Source organism: Bacillus sp. NSP9.1, assembly GCF_000465465.2.
Lineage (GTDB): Bacteria > Bacillota > Bacilli > Bacillales > Bacillaceae > Bacillus > Bacillus sonorensis_A.
Window position 1 is genome coordinate 262,176 of record NZ_CP048273.1, and the last position, 16,965, is coordinate 279,140.

The window sequence follows — 16,965 nt, forward strand, 5'->3', positions numbered from 1 at the left end:
GTGCCCCCTATTAGATTTAGTTGAAACTGTTTTCATGGTTAGCAGATAATTGAGGATGATCTTCAGAAACATCGCCTGGTGCAGGCAGTGCCCGTAATTTTGAAGTCAGCAGCCAATACGCTGCAATAAATAAGATTGCAAAACTCCCCAATCCATATATTAATTTAACTTCGATTTGAGTTGATAAAAAGCCTCCCAAAAGGGAACCTATCGGTAAAAACAATGCCGACAGGGAACCGACCAACGCAAATACCCTTCCTGTAAGCTCTTCAGGTACCAATGATTGAATCGTAGAAATTAATATAACGTTATGAATTCCAATGGGAATAAAAGCAAGTCCGAAATTGATTAAAATCATGAGAGGATGGCTTGATAAGTATGAGCAAAACCAAAAGAACGCTGAGAGAAAAAAGCAAGAAATGGTCGTATATCCTAAAGGTAATTTAGTTAGAATCTGGGATAATAGCGAACCCAGCAATAAAGAAATAGACATTGTACACAGAAAATAGCCGTAAAATGCTTCTCCTCCTATATGGCTTGAAAACTCAGGCATAATTGCTGTAATCATACCAAAAATGAAGTTTATAATTGTTAAAGGAATCAACATTTTAAGAATAATTGAGTTTTTAACGAAATCTTTTCCTTCTTTTAATTCACTGAAGTAAGATTTCTTGCTCTCTAATGATGAAGGGTTCGTGTCAGTTAGGGGAAATTTCATGAGCCCAAAGATGAGCGCAGCTAAAACAAATGTCAATACATCAATCAGATATATATTGATGACACCTATGTATACAATTAACATACCGGATAATCCAACCAAAACAATATCTGTTCCCTGATAAGCAAAAGTCATCAAAGAGTTGCCGGCTACAAGATCCTCTTTTTTCAATAGCTTCGGTAAAGCTGCTTGCTGTGCCGGATAGACGATTTGTTCAATAGAAGTAGCTATAAGCATGACAAAAATGACAAGCCATACATTTAAAAAACCGAGAAAGTATGAGAGGGGAACGGCCATGACAACAAAAGCCTGAATCCACTGAGTATAAATCAAGATTGATTTTAAACGCCATCTGTCAATTAAGGGCCCAACTAAAAACTCAAATATTCCCGGAAGCATGATCAGCATTCCCGCGAGACCGGTGTAAAAAGAGCTTCCGGTTAATTTAAATACAAGCCACATAGCCGCGACGCTATAGATGCTGTCCCCCAAATTCGTTAACAATCTGCCACTGAATAATAGAAAGAAATTTTTTATCTTTAGTACACTTATCATTCGAATACCCACCTATTTTTTAGGGTTCATTACAAAACAGTTTGATCGGTGAATCTGTGTTCATATTCTTCATGGATTTTGTATTCGTCCTCATTGCCGATAAAGTACCTGTTGTTGAGAAAGTCAGCTTTAGCAATTTTTGGAGAGTTTATGTTTAATACATGATCAAAAATGATTTTTGAAATCGAAATGGCTGAAAATAAAGAATCAAATATAACACCGCTATTTTCTACAATGACTTCATCCAGTTCGTTTAGCGTTCTGACATTTTGCTTAATCTCTTTTAAAATGGAAGCGTTTGTTTCTCTATCGATTAAATAACAATGCTGCTGGAAAACTGCATAACCGCTAATAATGATTTTGATGTTGGGGAAATCCAAAAATATATTTTCCAAAACATCTATGATTAAAGTGTTGTTATCTGCGCATAATGCCAGATAATCAATTTCTTCAAGAGCGACTGCATGCTTAAGATCTTCATAGTTGCTCAATTGTCGAATAATTGCCGTAATGTTGCTTGTTTTAAACTCATTTTCGTATTTATGTTTTAGAACTTCGACTTTATATCTTCCGACATCCCGAAAAGAGAAATTCTGGGCATATAAATTATTTTCCTCTACTTTATCAGGATCAATCAAAGTGAATCTATTTAATCCTAGCTTAATTAAGCATTCGGGTATATAACTTCCCGCGGTACCGGTACCAATGATACATATATGCGTCTTTTCGATGGAAAGGCTGTAGTCGTTATATGAAACATTTGGGATGCTGTCTACAAAACTGCGGACTCGATTTTCAACTTTCTGAACGTCTCTTTCTTGAACGGCAATATATCCTTTTGATAATAAATAAGAAAGAGTGGCATCTAAATTTTCTTTTTTTTCAAATGGGGCTGCTTCAACCAATTCAGAGTATGTTTTTGGTTCTGATAATATTGTGAGAAGCTGGAACAGCTTTTCATTATCGGAAGAACGAATCCCTTTTCTTAAACTGGAATTTGTGTAATAAACGATGATTTCATTCTCTTTTTTAGTCCAAAACATTCCTTTTTTTAAGTAGTACTTCATTAATTTGGCTCCTTCTTTTCAATAAAAATGATCGACTACAAGAGCCGTACAAAATGTATGGCTCTTGTATATAGTGTCAGCTCCTTCAATCTTTAAGTATTCTCTCTATTACTTATAAATACTAATGACAACTTTTCCATTTAGCTGGATATTTGAAGCGCTAACTTTATATTCTTCAAAATTCATAGTATCACCGCCTTTCACAATAATAGTTGGAAAGATTTGAATTTGCTGACATTTCCATTGTATTACTGAAGAAACCCATTTTCAAGGATAATTTAATATTTTTTGAATAAATATCCTTATTTAACAAAATATCCGGGACTTTTTGATTCGATTATTCCTGATTCTTTCAATCTACCTTTAAGGAAATGCCAATACTTTGGGAACCCTTGAATCTAATATACGGCAGGAAATAAACTGGAGAGCTGCCACACAGTGAGATCAAAGCAGTTAATTACACTTTTTATGAATCATACGTAATGAAAGCGTTGACATAAACAAACCCAGGTGCTAAAGTATAGTTACAAACTAATATCACCAAGTTCCTAAGGATTGTTACTGCTATGCAGGCAAAACCTAAGTTGCGCATCATTTTTGGGATATTGTCCCGAAAATGGCGGCGTAATTTAGGTTTTTTTTGTGCCTGAAATAAGGAGGTGAGGCGAAGCTATTAAAATCTTAAAAAAGAAATGCAATAAAAAAAGCCGGGTGAAGGCGGCCACCTTCAGTCCGGCAGATTCCCCCAAAGAGGAGGTACTCATATGGATTATAATAAAGTATCAAAAGACATTTTACAACTCGTCGGCGGTGAAGAGAACGTCCAGAGCGTGATTCACTGCATGACAAGACTGCGTTTCAACCTTTATGACAACACGAAGGCAGACCGGGCCCAACTGGAAAAAATGCCTGCCGTGATGGGCACGAACATCAGCGGTGAGCAATTTCAGATCATCATTGGAAATGATGTGCCGAACGTGTATAAAGCGATCATTGCCAACAGCGGGCTCAGCGATGAAAAAGCAAGCATGCAGCAAACCGGCAAAAAGAAAAATGTGCTGTCCGCCATCTTTGATGTGATCTCGGGCGTATTTACGCCGATTCTCCCGGCGATCGCCGGAGCGGGTATGATCAAGGGGATCATTGCGATCGCCGTCACGTTCGGCTGGATGAGCGAAAATAGTCAGGTCCACACCATTTTATCTGCCATCGGCGACGGAGCATTTTACTTCCTGCCGATTTTGCTGGCGGTCAGCGCCGCACGAAAATTCGGCAGCAACCCTTATGTTGCGGCCGCGATCGGGGCGGCGATTCTGCATCCCGATCTGACAGCGCTTCTCGGTTCAGGGAAAAGCATTTCCTTTGTCGGATTGCCTGTAACCGCTGCCACTTATTCGTCAACCGTCATTCCGATCCTGCTCGCGATTTGGATTGCATCTTACGTTGAGAAATGGATTGACAAAGTCACCCCGACTTCGTTGAAGATGATTTTTGTACCGACGCTGACGCTGCTGGTTGTCGTGCCTGTCACATTAATTACGGTCGGTCCGCTCGGTGCGATTGCAGGAAACTATCTGTCAATCGGTGTGAACGGTTTATTTGAAAATGCCGGTTTAATCACGATGATTCTTTTAGCCGGAACGTTTTCTTTGATCGTCATGACAGGAATGCACTATGCTTTCATTCCGGTTATGTTCAACAACATTACGCAAAACGGCTACGATTATTTGATACCTGCGATGTTTTTGGCGAATATGGGGCAGGCTGGCGCATCATTTGCCGTCTTCCTGCGGTCCAGAAATAAGAAATTCAAATCATTGTCGCTTACGACAAGCATCACGGCTTTGATGGGAATTACAGAGCCGGCGATGTACGGTGTCAATATGAGGCTGAAAAAGCCGTTTGTTTCCGCGCTTCTTGGCGCCGCTGTCGGTGGTGCTTTCTACGGCGTCACCGGTGTAGCCGCCTATATTATTGGCGGAAACGTCGGTTTGCCGGGAGTTACGACGTTTATCGGCCCGACTTTTATACAGGCGCTGATCGGTATCATCATCGCCTTCTTTGCGGCAACGGCAATCGCTTACTTATTGGGATTTGAAGACGTTCCGTCTGATGAAGCCGACGCTCCGGAAGCCGTTCCATCTGAAGCGGGCGCGGGAGAAATCATTCAAAGCCCGCTGAAAGGAGAAGTCAGAGCGTTAAGCGAAGTAGATGATGCGACATTTTCCGGAGAAGTGATGGGAAAAGGCGTAGCCATCGAGCCTGAAGAAGGCGAAGTCGTATCCCCGGTATCCGGCACGGTTACAACGGTTTTTCAAACAAAGCATGCGCTCGGTATCACGAGTGACAATGGAGCTGAGATTATTATCCATATCGGGATCGACACAGTGAAATTGAACGGTGAACATTTTACCGTACATGTGAATGCCGGAGATGTTGTCGCACCGGGCGACAGGCTTGCCTCATTTGACATGGAGGCGATCGAGAAAAAGGGCTTCCAGCTGATAACCCCCGTCATTGTCACAAATACGGACCGGTATCAATCAATCAAGCCGGTCAAAACAGCGGAAAGCGTGGATCCTTTGGAAGCGCTTATCGAGCTGTCGTAAATATAAAGATCACCCCTCTCCCCATCGGGAGGGGGACAAAAAAATCATTTTGAGGTGAAATCGTATGAGTGAAAATGCCAAAAGATTTCCTGATGGATTCCTATGGGGCGGTGCGGTTGCCGCAAACCAGGTGGAAGGTGCCTACAATGTCGGCGGGAAGGGGCTTTCTACGGCTGATGTGTCGCCGAACGGGGTGATGTATCCTTTTGATGAATCAATGGAGTCATTGAACTTGTATCACGAAGGCATTGATTTCTACCACCGCTACAAAGAAGACATCGCTTTATTCGCCGAAATGGGCTTTAAAGCGTTTCGGACATCGATTGCCTGGACGCGGATTTTTCCAAACGGTGATGAAAGCGAACCGAATGAGGAAGGTCTCAAATTTTACGATCAATTGTTTGATGAGCTGCTCAAATACAATATCGAGCCTGTCGTCACCATCTCCCACTACGAAATGCCGCTCGGTCTGATTAAAAACTACGGCGGCTGGAAAAACCGGAAAGTCATCGCGTTTTATGAGCGTTATGCGAGAACGGTCTTCAACCGCTACAAAGACAAAGTGAAATACTGGATGACCTTCAATGAAATCAACATGGTCCTGCACGCGCCGTTTACAGGCGGAGGCCTCGTGTTTGAAGAGGGTGAAAACAAATTAAATGCGATGTACCAAGCGGCGCATCATTTATTTGTCGCCAGCGCCCTTGCGGTAAAAGCGGGCAGAGAAATGATTCCGGACGCCAAAATCGGCTGCATGATCGCCGCCACGACGACATATCCGATGACACCGAATCCGGAAGATGTGCTTGCTGCAATGGAGAATGAGAGAAAAGCGCTGTTTTTCTCTGACGTTCAGGCGCGAGGGGCATATCCGGGTTATATGAAGCGCTTCTTGAAGGAAAACGGTATTACGATTGAAATGGCCGAAGGTGATGAAGACATTCTAAAAGAAAACACGGTCGATTACATTGGCTTCAGCTATTACATGTCAATGGTCGCCAGCACGGATGAGGAACTTGCCAAAACAGACGGCAACTTGCTCGGCGGCGTCAAAAATCCATACCTAGAGTCATCTGAATGGGGCTGGCAGATTGACCCCAAAGGGCTGCGGATTACCTTGAACACCCTGTATGACCGTTATCAAAAGCCGCTCTTCATTGTTGAAAATGGACTGGGCGCAGTCGATGTCGTCGAAGAGGATGGCTCGATCCAGGATGATTACAGAATCAATTATTTGCGCGATCATCTAAAAGAAGTAAGGGAAGCGATCGCAGACGGCGTCGACCTCATCGGCTACACATCATGGGGTCCGATCGACCTGGTCAGCGCCTCCACTGCGGAAATGAAAAAACGCTACGGCTATATTTATGTCGACCGGGACAATGAAGGAAAAGGGACGCTGAAGAGAACGAAGAAGAAGAGCTTTTACTGGTATAAGAATGTGATTGAAACGAATGGCGGGAGTTTATAAGATTGAGCTGTTCCCTTTGGGGGAGCAGCTTTTTTTGATTCTGTCCCTTCTCTGTAGCATGTGAAAACAATTTGCTATACACTTGACATAAAAAAGAAAAGCGCGGTGAGGTCCATGTTTAAACTGTTGCTGATTGAAGATGATGAATCGCTGTTTCAAGAAATAAAAGAACGCTTATCCGGCTGGTCCTATGATGTGTACGGCATCAGCGATTTCAGCGAAGTGACGCAGGAATTTGCGGCGGTCAAACCAGACTGCGTCATCATCGATATTCAGCTCCCTAAATTTGACGGGTTTCATTGGTGCCGGTTGATCCGTTCCCGTTCAAATGTTCCGATTCTTTTTTTATCCTCGCGCGACCATCCTGCTGATATGGTCATGTCCATGAAGCTGGGAGCGGATGATTTTATACAAAAACCGTTTCATTTTGATGTCCTGATCGCCAAAATCCAAGCGATTTTCCGTCGCGTGTATGACTATAATACAGAGCCTCACATCCTGAAAACGTGGTGTGGAGCGACCATTGACGTTGAACAAAATCGCGTCAGCAATGAAAAAGGAGCGATAGAACTGACGAAGAATGAAATGTTTATATTGAAGCAGCTGATAGACCAAAAAAATAAAATTGTCAGCCGGGAAGAGCTGATCAGAAGCTTGTGGAACGATGAGCGTTTTGTCAGCGATAATACGCTGACGGTCAATGTGAACCGGCTGAGAAAAAAACTGGATGCCTTGAACCTGGGACAATCTATCGAGACGAAAGTCGGCCAAGGCTATATGGCGAAAGAAGAAGGATCACGATGATGCTCAAAGCATTTTTAACTGAAAGGCGAAGCTGGATCGCCATATTTTTATGTCAGCAGCTTCTGATTGTGTTGATCGCTTTTGTCGATACGTCCATCCCATTGACGCCGATCCTTTACATCGTCTATTTATCGCTTTTGATATTGATGATTTTTATCTTTGTCCGCTTTCGGAAGGAAAGCAAATTTTACAAAAGCCTTGATGCATGGGAAAACAATCTTGATGTGACAAATATTCATGAAGCGGAAACACCGTTTGAAATGCTTGTTGAAAGAAATATTACCGGACAGACGGAGAAATTGAAGCAAGAGGCGAAGCGTCACCGCTTGGCGCTTGACAATGAAAAGGATGAACTGATGGCGTGGATCCACGAGGTCAAAACGCCGCTTTCCGCGATGCATTTGATCATTGAGACAATTGAAGACGAACCGCTAAAGTCGAGGCTCTCGTATGAATGGCTGCGCGTTCACCTGCTTCTCGACCGGCAGCTTCATCAAAAAAGGATATCCTTTATCGAAAATGACTTTTCACCGGAAGTCCTTGAACTGAAATCATTGATATTTAAAGAAATAAAAGATTTACAATCCTGGTGCATTCAAAAAGGGATCGGGTTTGAGATACAGCTTGAGGCGGGGGAAGTGCTCAGCGATTCGAAATGGCTGGCTTTTATCATTCGGCAGCTATTGACCAACGCAGTGAAATACAGTGAAGCGTCCGATATTATCGTGAAAAGCTATGAAGTGGACGGACGTGTGCATCTCGAAGTAAAAGACTTTGGGCGGGGCATTGATCCTAAAGATATACCGCGCGTGTTTGACAAAGGGTTTACATCAACAATGGAGCACCATGATCAAGCATCTACCGGAATGGGGCTTTATTTAGCAAAAAAAGCGGCCAAGTCGCTGCTGATCGATATTGAAATCGACTCAAAACCAGGAGCGGGTGCAACCTTTACATTAATTTTTCCGAAACGAAATGAATTTGTGCGTGTCATAGGCATGTGACAATAATGTCACATGCTTTTCTTTTTTGTTAGGTAAATCGAAGGAAAACGGCTGTCCGCCTTTTTATAATGAAAATGATCCAACAAAAAGGAGTTTTGCGACATGATGATATTAGAAGCGAATAAAATTCGAAAAAGCTACGGAAATAAATTCAATAAACAAGAAGTATTAAAGGGAATCGACCTCAATATCGAAAAGGGTGAATTTGTCGGCATTATGGGGCCTTCTGGTTCGGGTAAAACAACATTGCTGAATGTGCTGTCTTCCATTGATCAGGTAAGCGACGGAACGATTGCGATCAACCAGGTTGAGATGACCGGTATGAAGGAAAAACAGCTCGCTGAATTCCGGAAGCAGCATCTCGGATTTATCTTTCAAGAATACAACTTATTAGACACGCTGACGGTGAAAGAAAATATTCTGCTGCCGTTGTCGATTACGAAGATGTCTAAAAAAGAAGCCAATCAAAAGTTTGAGGAAGTGGCGAATGAACTGGGCATCTACGAGCTGAAAAATAAATATCCGAATGAAATTTCCGGCGGCCAAAAACAGCGGACTTCAGCCGCGAGGGCATTTATTCATGAACCGGACATTATTTTCGCAGATGAACCAACAGGTGCGCTTGATTCAAAATCCGCATCAGACTTATTAAACAAGCTGAGCCGATTAAATCAAAAGCGTCATGCTACGATCGTTATGGTCACCCACGACCCCGTCGCCGCCAGCTTCTGCAGCAGGGTTGTTTTTATAAAGGACGGCCAAATGTATTCGCAGCTCAATAAAGGCGGCCAGGACAGGCAGATGTTCTTCGAGGATATCATGAAGACGCAGGGTGTGTTAGGCGGGGTTTTAGCATGAGCATTCATCAGCTGATCTTTCGAAACTTAAGAAAAAACATCAGGAACTATTACCTCTATGTGTTTGCGCTAGTCTTCAGCGTGGCGCTTTATTTCTCATTTGTCACGCTTCAGTATGATCCTTCAATCAATGAAGTGAAATCTTCGATCAAAGGCGCGGCTGCATTAAAAACAGCCTCTATTTTGCTCGTGGCCGTTGTAGCGGTTTTTATTCTCTACGCCAATACGATTTTTATCAAGAGGCGGAGCCAAGAAATCGGCCTGTTTCAATTAATCGGCATGAGGAAGCAAAAAATCTTCCGCATCCTGAGCGCGGAAAATGTCATGCTGTATTTTGGCTCTTTAGTCATCGGTGTATTTGCCGGGTTTTCGATATCAAAACTCGTGCTGATGATTTTGTTCAAAATTGTCGATGTTCAAGCGAAAGCTAAACTGAATTTTTCCTGGGAAGCATTAATCCAAACCATCATTGTCTTCTGCGGAATCTACCTTTTGGTGATGATGATGAACTACGCGTTTATCAAAAAGCAAAGCATTTTATCTTTGTTTAAGGCAGCTTCATCTACAGAGGATCAAGTCAAACGAATATCCGTTTTCCAAATGATCATCGGTTTAATGGGGATCGTGTTCATTTTGTCGGGGTATTACATTTCCACCGAGCTGTTTGGCGGAAAATTCAAGACCATAAACGAATTGTTCTATGCGATGAGCTTGATTCTCGGGTCTGTCATGATCGGCACGTACCTGTTTTATAAAGGTTCAGTCAGCTTTGTCTCCAACATCATTCGCAAAAGCAAGGGAGGCTACTTAAATGTTTACGAAGTGTTATCCTTGTCGTCGATTATGTTTCGAATGAAATCAAACGCGCTGTTATTAACGATTATCACAGCTGTTTCGGCGCTGGCGATCAGTTTATTGTCCCTATGCTATATTGCGTACTATTCCGTAGAGAAAGTGGCTGAACAAAGTGTGGCGGCTGATTTTGCCATGACCAGTCAGAAGGATGCCAAGCGGTTTGCGGGGCTCTTAGACGAAAATGGCATTTCTTATAGCAAAGAAGAAATCCATGTTCTGCAAGCGTCCTTCAATCTGGAACAGGTTTTAGAGGGAGATCCTGAAGATATGGCTGGGGACCCGCGTAACCTCTCCCTTCCTGTTGTCAGCGATCAAGAGATTAACGGGATTGATATACCGAAGGGAGACGTGATTTTATCCGGATATAATGATCTTTTGCAAACCATGATGGTTTTTAAAGATTCCGGCACCATTCAAGTCAAGAGCAGACAGGAGACGGCATCGTTAAACTTTGTAGGGATAAGGAAGGAATTTCTCTTATCCTATGAGTTCACCAGTGGAGGATTGCCTGCTGTGGTTGTCGATGATGCGCTGTTTCAACGTCTAAACGATAATAAAGATCCAAACTTACAGCAAGAACCGAGTTTATTTATCGGGATCAATCTGAAAAATGAAGATCAGCTGCAGCAGGCAAATAAGCTGTTTGCAAAAGTGAATCAAAGCGATCGGCATTTGTCGCTCCTCGATGAACGCACGTCTCAAAAAGCGATTTACGGCCTTTTCATGTTTATCGTCGGCTTTTTAGGACTGACGTTCTTGATCACATCTGGATGCATCCTTTATTTTAAACAAATGGATGAAAGCGAAGATGAGAAACCGAATTACACGATACTGAGAAAACTCGGTTTTACAAGGGGGGACTTGCTGAAGGGCATACAGATCAAGCAAATCTACAACTTCGGCATTCCGTTGGTCATTGGTCTTTTTCACAGCTACTTTGCCGTCAAGTCCGGATGGTTCTTGTTCGGGGCAGAGCTGTGGACGCCGATGATTATCGTGATGGTGTTGTATACCGCTTTGTATTCTATTTTCGGTCTGTTGTCGGTACTTTATTATCGAAAGGTTATTAAGTCGGCGCTGTAGGATGTAAAACAAAAGCCCGCCGGATTCATCCGGCGGGCTTTTTGTTATGTCGACAGCTCCACCTTATAGAGCGTCTGCTGCTGTCCGCCGCCCGGGCCGCCCCTCATGCCCTGTTGTGCGGTGCTGTCCGTGTTTGCGGTGCTGCTGTATTCGTCAGATGAAATGTTCGTGCCGTTTTCTTTGATCCAGGAGACAAGCTCACTGTTTCCTGAGTTGTCGCTTGTGATCAAGAAGTATTTCACTTTTCCTTCTTGGACGAGTTTTTTCAGCTCGCTGACCGAAAGGATCGGATCTGTGCCGTTGAAGCCGCCGAGCGCCATCACGTTTTCGTCGGCATTGATGATATACGGCGCTGCGGTCACTGTCGTCAAGGTAGCGAATAAATACTCTTCGCCCGTGTTATGTTCCCGAAGATATGAGAGCAGCCCTTCATCCACTTCTGAGCTGAACATTCCGCTTCCGCCCATTGAGCTTTGCAGCTGCGGTCCTGATTCAGGAAGGACGCTGTTGCCGCTGTATAGAAGCGGTGTCGCTGACCAATAGACAGGTGTCAGAAGAAGGATCAGCAAACTGATGATCGTCAGCTGCTTGCCGAATGGATGGCTTCGCTTGAGGATGAGAAGGGCGATGGTAAGGCCCAGTCCCAAGATCCCCAGGACATACATCCAGAGGGTGCCGATTTGCTCAGTATAGCCGCTTAAAATATAGACTTGGAATGCGGCCGTCGTCAGAACGGCTGCCGGCAGCAGATAGCTTGCCCAGTCCTTTTGACTTTTGTACAACCCGTACATCGCGTACCATCCGATTCCGGACAGTGCGGCGATCGGCGGTGCCAGCATGATCAAGTAGTAATGGTGGAAGAATCCTGCGATACTGAAAAATCCGGCGACAGGGAAGAGCCATGCTGCCCAGAAAAGGGTTTCCTTCATTTCACCCGCTTTTTCGCGGCGGTCGCGGAACCAGCTGATGAACGCTCCGAGCAGGCCGAACAGTGCGAATGGAAGCATCCAGCTGATCTGCCCGGATAGCGCCGACTGGAACAGTCTGAATGGGCCGGCTGATCCGATGCCGAACATGTTCATGCTCTGTCCTCCGCCATTGCCCCCTCCGGGACCTCCGTTTCCACCGCCAGGCCCGCCTTGTCCTCCGCCGTCGGGCTGCTGCCCGCCGCCCGGCATGTTGCCGTTTTGGCCATTAGAGCTGCCGTTTGCCGTATTTCCATCCTGTGCTTGGGAATTGTCGTCAGAAAAGCTTTTGCCGCCCGGCGGCTGCATGCCGCCATTTGGCCCGCCGTCAGATGAGTTATTTCCATTCTGTGTCGGCTGCTGCAAGCCGTTCATGTCTCCGCGCGCATTACCTGTCGTTTGCCCGAGCAGGCGCTCCGTACCGTTGTAGCCGAATGCCAGTTCAAGAACGGAATTGGTTTGGCTGCTTCCGACATACGGACGGCTGTCAGACGATGTGTAGTCGACGACAAGCGCCCATGAAAGCGAAATGCCTGTGAGCACAATGAGCGACAGTACAGCCGATACCATTTTTTTCTTCCATTTGGCCTTTGCCGCGATGAGATAAAACAATAGAAAGGCCGGGAGCACCATTAAGGCCTGAAGCATTTTCATATTGAATCCGAGACCGATGATTCCGAATGCGGTGAGAAGCCAGATGAGCTTCCCTTGTTTGACCGCCTTCATCAGGCAGCATGTGCCGAGAAGCAATGTGAATACAAGCATGCTGTCGATGTTGTTCGTCCGGCTGACCGCCACGGCGATCGGCGTCAGCGCCATCACAAGAGCTGAGATGCGGGCCGCGCCCTTGCCGAATCTCGGCTTGATGAGCCTGTAAAGCAGATAGACGGAGCCGGCCCCGGCCAGTGCCTGAGGAAGGATGACGCTCCAGGTGTGCACACCGAAAACTTTTGCAAAGATGGTCTGAATCCATAATACTACGGGCGGCTTATCAACTGATACAAAGCCGGAAGAGTCAAATGAAGCAAAGAAGAAATTGTGGAAGCTTTGCGTCATGCTTTTCACCGCCGCCAGGTAATACTGATTGGCGGCATCATCCTGCCAAATGTTATATGTATTCAGAATAAGTGCTGCAAGCAAAATGACTGTAAGTATCCAATCGGGTTTTTTCATTTTCATCATCATGTCACCTCTTTATGATCCCTATTCTAAAAGATAAATATGAACAAGTTATGAATAAAAAGAGAACATTCTTTTTTTATTTAGGCAAAAAAATTTTGGAAAAAGTGTGTACATTTTCATCTTTGCACTGTATACTGTACTACAACAGAAAATAAAAACATAAAACTGTTTTATAAAAGGAGGGAGGCAAATGAGTATGAAAAGTCCGCTGGAATTTTTCCGGACGCTTCCGAAAAAAACGTGTCCTGAATGCGGAGAGCAGGTAGAGGAGCAGGCTGAATCTTATTTCATGGAATGTGAACGCTGTCTTGCCAAAAAGGGCGAATAAACCGCGGCTGTTTTATAACAAATGGGGAAAGGGGTAGGATCAACAAATGAAAACCGAAGAGATCGGGCTTAAAGTGACGGGAACGATGAATCAGCAATACGAAGAATTGTTAACAAAGGAAGCGCTTCAATTTATCGGGCGGCTTGAACGCCATTTTGGCGGGAGAAGGCGGGATTTACTGCATTTGCGGAAAATCGTTCAGGCGGAAATTGATCAAGGAAAGAATCCCGATTTTTTAAAAGAGACGAAATACATCAGGGAAAAGAACTGGACGGTCGCACCGCTGCCGCCGGATTTGGAAGACCGTCGGGTTGAAATCACCGGGCCAGTCGATAGAAAAATGGTGATCAATGCCTTGAATTCCGGAGCTAAGGTGTTTATGGCCGATTTTGAAGATGCCAATTCACCGACTTGGAAAAATTGTATTGAAGGCCAAATCAATTTGAGAGACGCGGTCAGGGGGACGATTTCGTTTACGAATGATGCCGGAAAACACTATCGGCTGAAGGAGAATCCGGCTGTGATCATGGTCAGGCCGCGGGGGTGGCATTTGGAGGAGAAACACGTGTTGGCCGACGGCAAGCCTGTATCAGCGAGCCTGTTCGATTTTGGCCTTTATTTCTTTCATAACGCCAAAGCTTTGATCAAAAAAGGAAGCGGCCCTTATTTCTACCTCCCGAAAATCGAAAACCATCTGGAAGCAAGGCTTTGGAACGACGTGTTTGTCTATGCGCAAAACGACTTGCGCATTCCGCAGGGGACGATTAAAGCGACGGTCTTAATCGAAACGATTTTGGCGGCTTTTGAAATGGATGAAATATTGTACGAATTAAAGGAACACTCGGCAGGTCTCAACTGCGGCCGCTGGGATTACATCTTCAGCTTCATTAAGAAATTCAAGAACCGTGATGAGGTCATTCTTCCGGATCGTTCGGCGGTGACGATGACCGTTCCCAACATGAGAGCCTACTCGCTGCTCGCCATCAAAACGTGCCATAAACGGCGGGTCCACGCCATCGGAGGGATGGCCGCACAGATTCCCGCGAAAGACCAGCCGGAAATCAATGAGGCCGCTTTCGCCAAAATCCGCGAAGACAAGGAGCGTGAAGCAAAAGACGGCCATGACGGTACATGGATCGCACACCCCGGCATGATTCAAACAGCCCTTGATGTATTTAATGAGCATATGCCGACAGCCAACCAGATTCATAGAGAACGGGATGATATCAAGATTAAAGCGACGGATTTGCTTGAAGTGCCGAAGGGTCGGATTACAGAGAAAGGTGTCCGCACCAATATCAGCGCCGGCATCCGCTACATCGCTTCCTGGCTGTCGGGAAGAGGCGCTGCACCGATTGACCACTTAATGGAGGATGCGGCAACAGCGGAAATCTCAAGAGCGCAGCTATGGCAATGGATTCGCCATCCAAAGGGGATTCTTGATGACGGCAGGAAAGTGACGGCTGAGATGGTGAAAGCGATGAAAGAGGAAGAAATGCAGAAAATCATCGGTGAAGTCGGGAAGGAACAATATCAGCGCGACCGCTTCGAAGAGGCCGGACAGGTGTTTGAACAACTGATTTTGGATGATGAATTTGCGGAATTTCTCACGATTCCCGCTTATGAAAAAATATAAATGGGGAGGAATATGAAGATGATGTCAGAAAAGGCAAGGCAAATGGAGGAAAGCTGGGAGAAGGATAAACGCTGGGACGGAATCAATAGGCCGTATAAGGCATCAGACGTAATCCGCCTGAGGGGCTCGCTTGAGGTGGAATATACAATCGCAAGGCGGGGCGCGGAAAAGCTGTGGAAGCTATTGCATACAGAAGACTTCGTCCCGGCGCTCGGGGCTCTAACCGGAAATCAGGCGATGCAGCAAGTAAAGGCTGGGTTGAAAGCGATTTATTTAAGCGGCTGGCAGGTGGCCGCCGATGCCAATCTCTCTGGAAGCATGTATCCCGATCAAAGCCTGTACCCGGCCAACAGTGTTCCGGATGTCGTGAAAAGAATCAATCGCGCTCTTCAGCGTGCCGACCAGATTCATTATATGGAAGGGAAAGAAGATATCGATTGGTATGCGCCGATCGTAGCCGATGCCGAAGCCGGCTTCGGCGGACAGCTCAATGTGTTCGAACTGATGAAAAGCATGATTGAGGCGGGCGCCGCAGGGGTTCATTTTGAAGACCAGCTTTCCTCCGAAAAAAAATGCGGCCATTTGGGGGGCAAAGTTTTGCTGCCGACACAGACGGCGGTTCGCAATCTGATTGCCGCGCGCTTTGCCGCAGACGTCATGGGCGTGCCGACCATTCTGATCGCACGGACGGACGCCAATGCGGCCGATCTCATCACAAGTGATATTGATCCGTATGATGCGCCGTTTTTAACGGGTGAACGCACCTCAGAAGGGTTTTATAAGACGAAATCGGGCCTTGACCAGGCGATTGCCAGAGGCCTGGCCTATGCGCCATACGCCGACTTGATCTGGTGTGAGACATCTGAACCGAACATTGAGGAAGCGCGCAGGTTTAGGCAGGCGATTCATGAAAAATTCCCGGGGAAACTTCTCGCATATAACTGCTCTCCTTCGTTCAACTGGAAGGCCAAACTGGATGATGCCAGCATCTTGAATTTCCAAAAAGAACTCGGTGAAATGGGGTATAAGTTCCAATTTGTAACACTTGCCGGTTTCCATGCATTGAACCACGGCATGTTTGAGCTGGCCCGCCAGTATAAGAACCGCGGAATGGCGGCGTATTCCGAGCTGCAGCAGGCTGAGTTCGCCAGTGAAAAATACGGCTATACTGCGACACGGCACCAGCGTGAGGTCGGAACAAGCTATTTTGATGAGGTGGCACAGGTCGTCTCAGGCGGCACATCCTCTACAACAGCGCTGAAAGGGTCAACCGAAGCGGAGCAGTTTCAGCCGTAACACAACGAAACAGCCGCCTTGCGGGCGGCTGTTTTGATTATTCATGTTCAATTAACAGTTGGCATCATTGGAAGGGGCTGTCAAAGGACGTTCCCGAAGCACAGTCAGTTTAGGCTGCCGAGGTTTTTGTCTTCTTTTGGCCGGCCGGTTGTCTTTGCTGAAAGAGTAAAACAAATATCCGGTCATCGTCAAAATCAAGATCAACATCATCATCAATATCCCCTCCAAATGGTTTTGACTTCTATATATTAGACGGATGACCGCAAGAAAAAGTTTCAGAAAATTAATATTTTTCTATAAATGTTTTAAAATGGTGTTCATCATCTTTACAATTGACGCGGCGCAGGTTGACATCAAGGCCATTGATGTGTAGAGTAAAAGTTAATGTTAATAGGAAGTCCACTAGGGGAGCCACATGCTGGCTGAGACAAGAAGCGATCTTGGACCCTTTGAACCTGATCTAGTTCATACTAGCGTAGGGAAGTGGAGTCGGTTTCTTTTTGATGTGATTATGTCAAAGCCGCTCCATGTCGGG

General features: G+C 45.4%; 12 protein-coding genes, 1 pseudogene and 1 riboswitch. Of the genes and pseudogenes, 9 read left to right on the forward strand and 4 right to left on the reverse strand.

Features of this window, described 5'->3' with window-relative positions:
- Window positions 1–16: 16 nt before the first annotated feature.
- Together M654_RS01345 and M654_RS01350 are read right to left on the reverse strand one after the other, a co-directional pair.
- Window positions 17–1,273: an MFS transporter gene (locus M654_RS01345; protein ID WP_077735945.1), complete on the reverse strand. Its 1,257-nt coding sequence runs from the start codon at window positions 1,271–1,273 to the stop codon at window positions 17–19.
- Window positions 1,274–1,302: 29 nt separating this feature from the next.
- Window positions 1,303–2,340 (reverse strand): ThiF family adenylyltransferase, encoded by a 1,038-nt coding sequence (locus M654_RS01350; protein ID WP_026589343.1) that lies wholly within the window; start codon window positions 2,338–2,340, stop codon window positions 1,303–1,305.
- Window positions 2,341–3,104: 764 nt separating this feature from the next.
- Between M654_RS01350 and M654_RS01355 the strand changes: the two genes are divergently transcribed.
- The 6 genes and pseudogenes from M654_RS01355 to M654_RS01380 all read left to right on the forward strand — a co-directional run bounded on the left by M654_RS01355 (window position 3,105) and on the right by M654_RS01380 (window position 11,023).
- Entirely contained in the window at window positions 3,105–4,949 is a 1,845-nt protein-coding gene (locus tag M654_RS01355; RefSeq protein WP_026589342.1) for a beta-glucoside-specific PTS transporter subunit IIABC, read from the forward strand.
- Between the two features lie 64 nt (window positions 4,950–5,013).
- Window positions 5,014–6,420: an aryl-phospho-beta-d-glucosidase gene (locus M654_RS01360; RefSeq protein ID WP_026589341.1), complete on the forward strand. Its 1,407-nt coding sequence runs from the start codon at window positions 5,014–5,016 to the stop codon at window positions 6,418–6,420.
- Between the two features lie 114 nt (window positions 6,421–6,534).
- Complete coding sequence (locus M654_RS01365; protein WP_026589340.1) at window positions 6,535–7,224, forward strand: response regulator transcription factor; 690 nt, start codon at window positions 6,535–6,537, stop codon at window positions 7,222–7,224.
- Complete coding sequence (locus tag M654_RS01370; protein ID WP_026589339.1) at window positions 7,224–8,228, forward strand: sensor histidine kinase; 1,005 nt, start codon at window positions 7,224–7,226, stop codon at window positions 8,226–8,228. Before M654_RS01365 ends, M654_RS01370 begins: the two co-directional genes overlap by 1 nt.
- Before the next feature lie 102 nt (window positions 8,229–8,330).
- Window positions 8,331–9,090: pseudogene (locus M654_RS01375) on the forward strand (ABC transporter ATP-binding protein); the annotation flags it as partial.
- Window positions 9,083–11,023, forward strand: a complete 1,941-nt coding sequence (locus M654_RS01380; protein ID WP_026589337.1) for an FtsX-like permease family protein — start codon at window positions 9,083–9,085, stop codon at window positions 11,021–11,023. The pseudogene M654_RS01375 and the gene M654_RS01380, both read left to right, overlap by 8 nt.
- A gap of 44 nt (window positions 11,024–11,067) precedes the next feature.
- Here M654_RS01380 and M654_RS01385 read toward each other — a convergent pair whose 3' ends face one another.
- Window positions 11,068–13,167 (reverse strand): ArnT family glycosyltransferase, encoded by a 2,100-nt coding sequence (locus M654_RS01385; protein ID WP_026589336.1) that lies wholly within the window; start codon window positions 13,165–13,167, stop codon window positions 11,068–11,070.
- Between the two features lie 193 nt (window positions 13,168–13,360).
- On the opposite strand from M654_RS01385, the gene yhfH reads away from it, so the two are divergent.
- The 3 genes from yhfH to aceA are packed head-to-tail and all read left to right on the forward strand — an operon-like array spanning window position 13,361 to window position 16,430.
- Window positions 13,361–13,498, forward strand: a complete 138-nt coding sequence (gene yhfH, locus M654_RS01390) for a protein YhfH (RefSeq protein WP_077735948.1) — start codon at window positions 13,361–13,363, stop codon at window positions 13,496–13,498.
- A 46-nt stretch (window positions 13,499–13,544) separates the two neighbouring features.
- Complete coding sequence (aceB, locus tag M654_RS01395) at window positions 13,545–15,134, forward strand: malate synthase A (protein WP_026589335.1); 1,590 nt, start codon at window positions 13,545–13,547, stop codon at window positions 15,132–15,134.
- A gap of 18 nt (window positions 15,135–15,152) precedes the next feature.
- The gene (gene aceA, locus M654_RS01400; protein WP_026589334.1) at window positions 15,153–16,430 is read left to right on the forward strand and encodes an isocitrate lyase; all 1,278 of its coding nucleotides are present in this window, start codon (window positions 15,153–15,155) and stop codon (window positions 16,428–16,430) included.
- 51 nt (window positions 16,431–16,481) lie between these two features.
- Here aceA and M654_RS23445 read toward each other — a convergent pair whose 3' ends face one another.
- Window positions 16,482–16,643 (reverse strand): hypothetical protein, encoded by a 162-nt coding sequence (locus M654_RS23445; RefSeq protein WP_201278487.1) that lies wholly within the window; start codon window positions 16,641–16,643, stop codon window positions 16,482–16,484.
- 181 nt (window positions 16,644–16,824) lie between these two features.
- Window positions 16,825–16,929: riboswitch (TPP riboswitch) on the forward strand.
- Window positions 16,930–16,965: the final 36 nt, after the last annotated feature.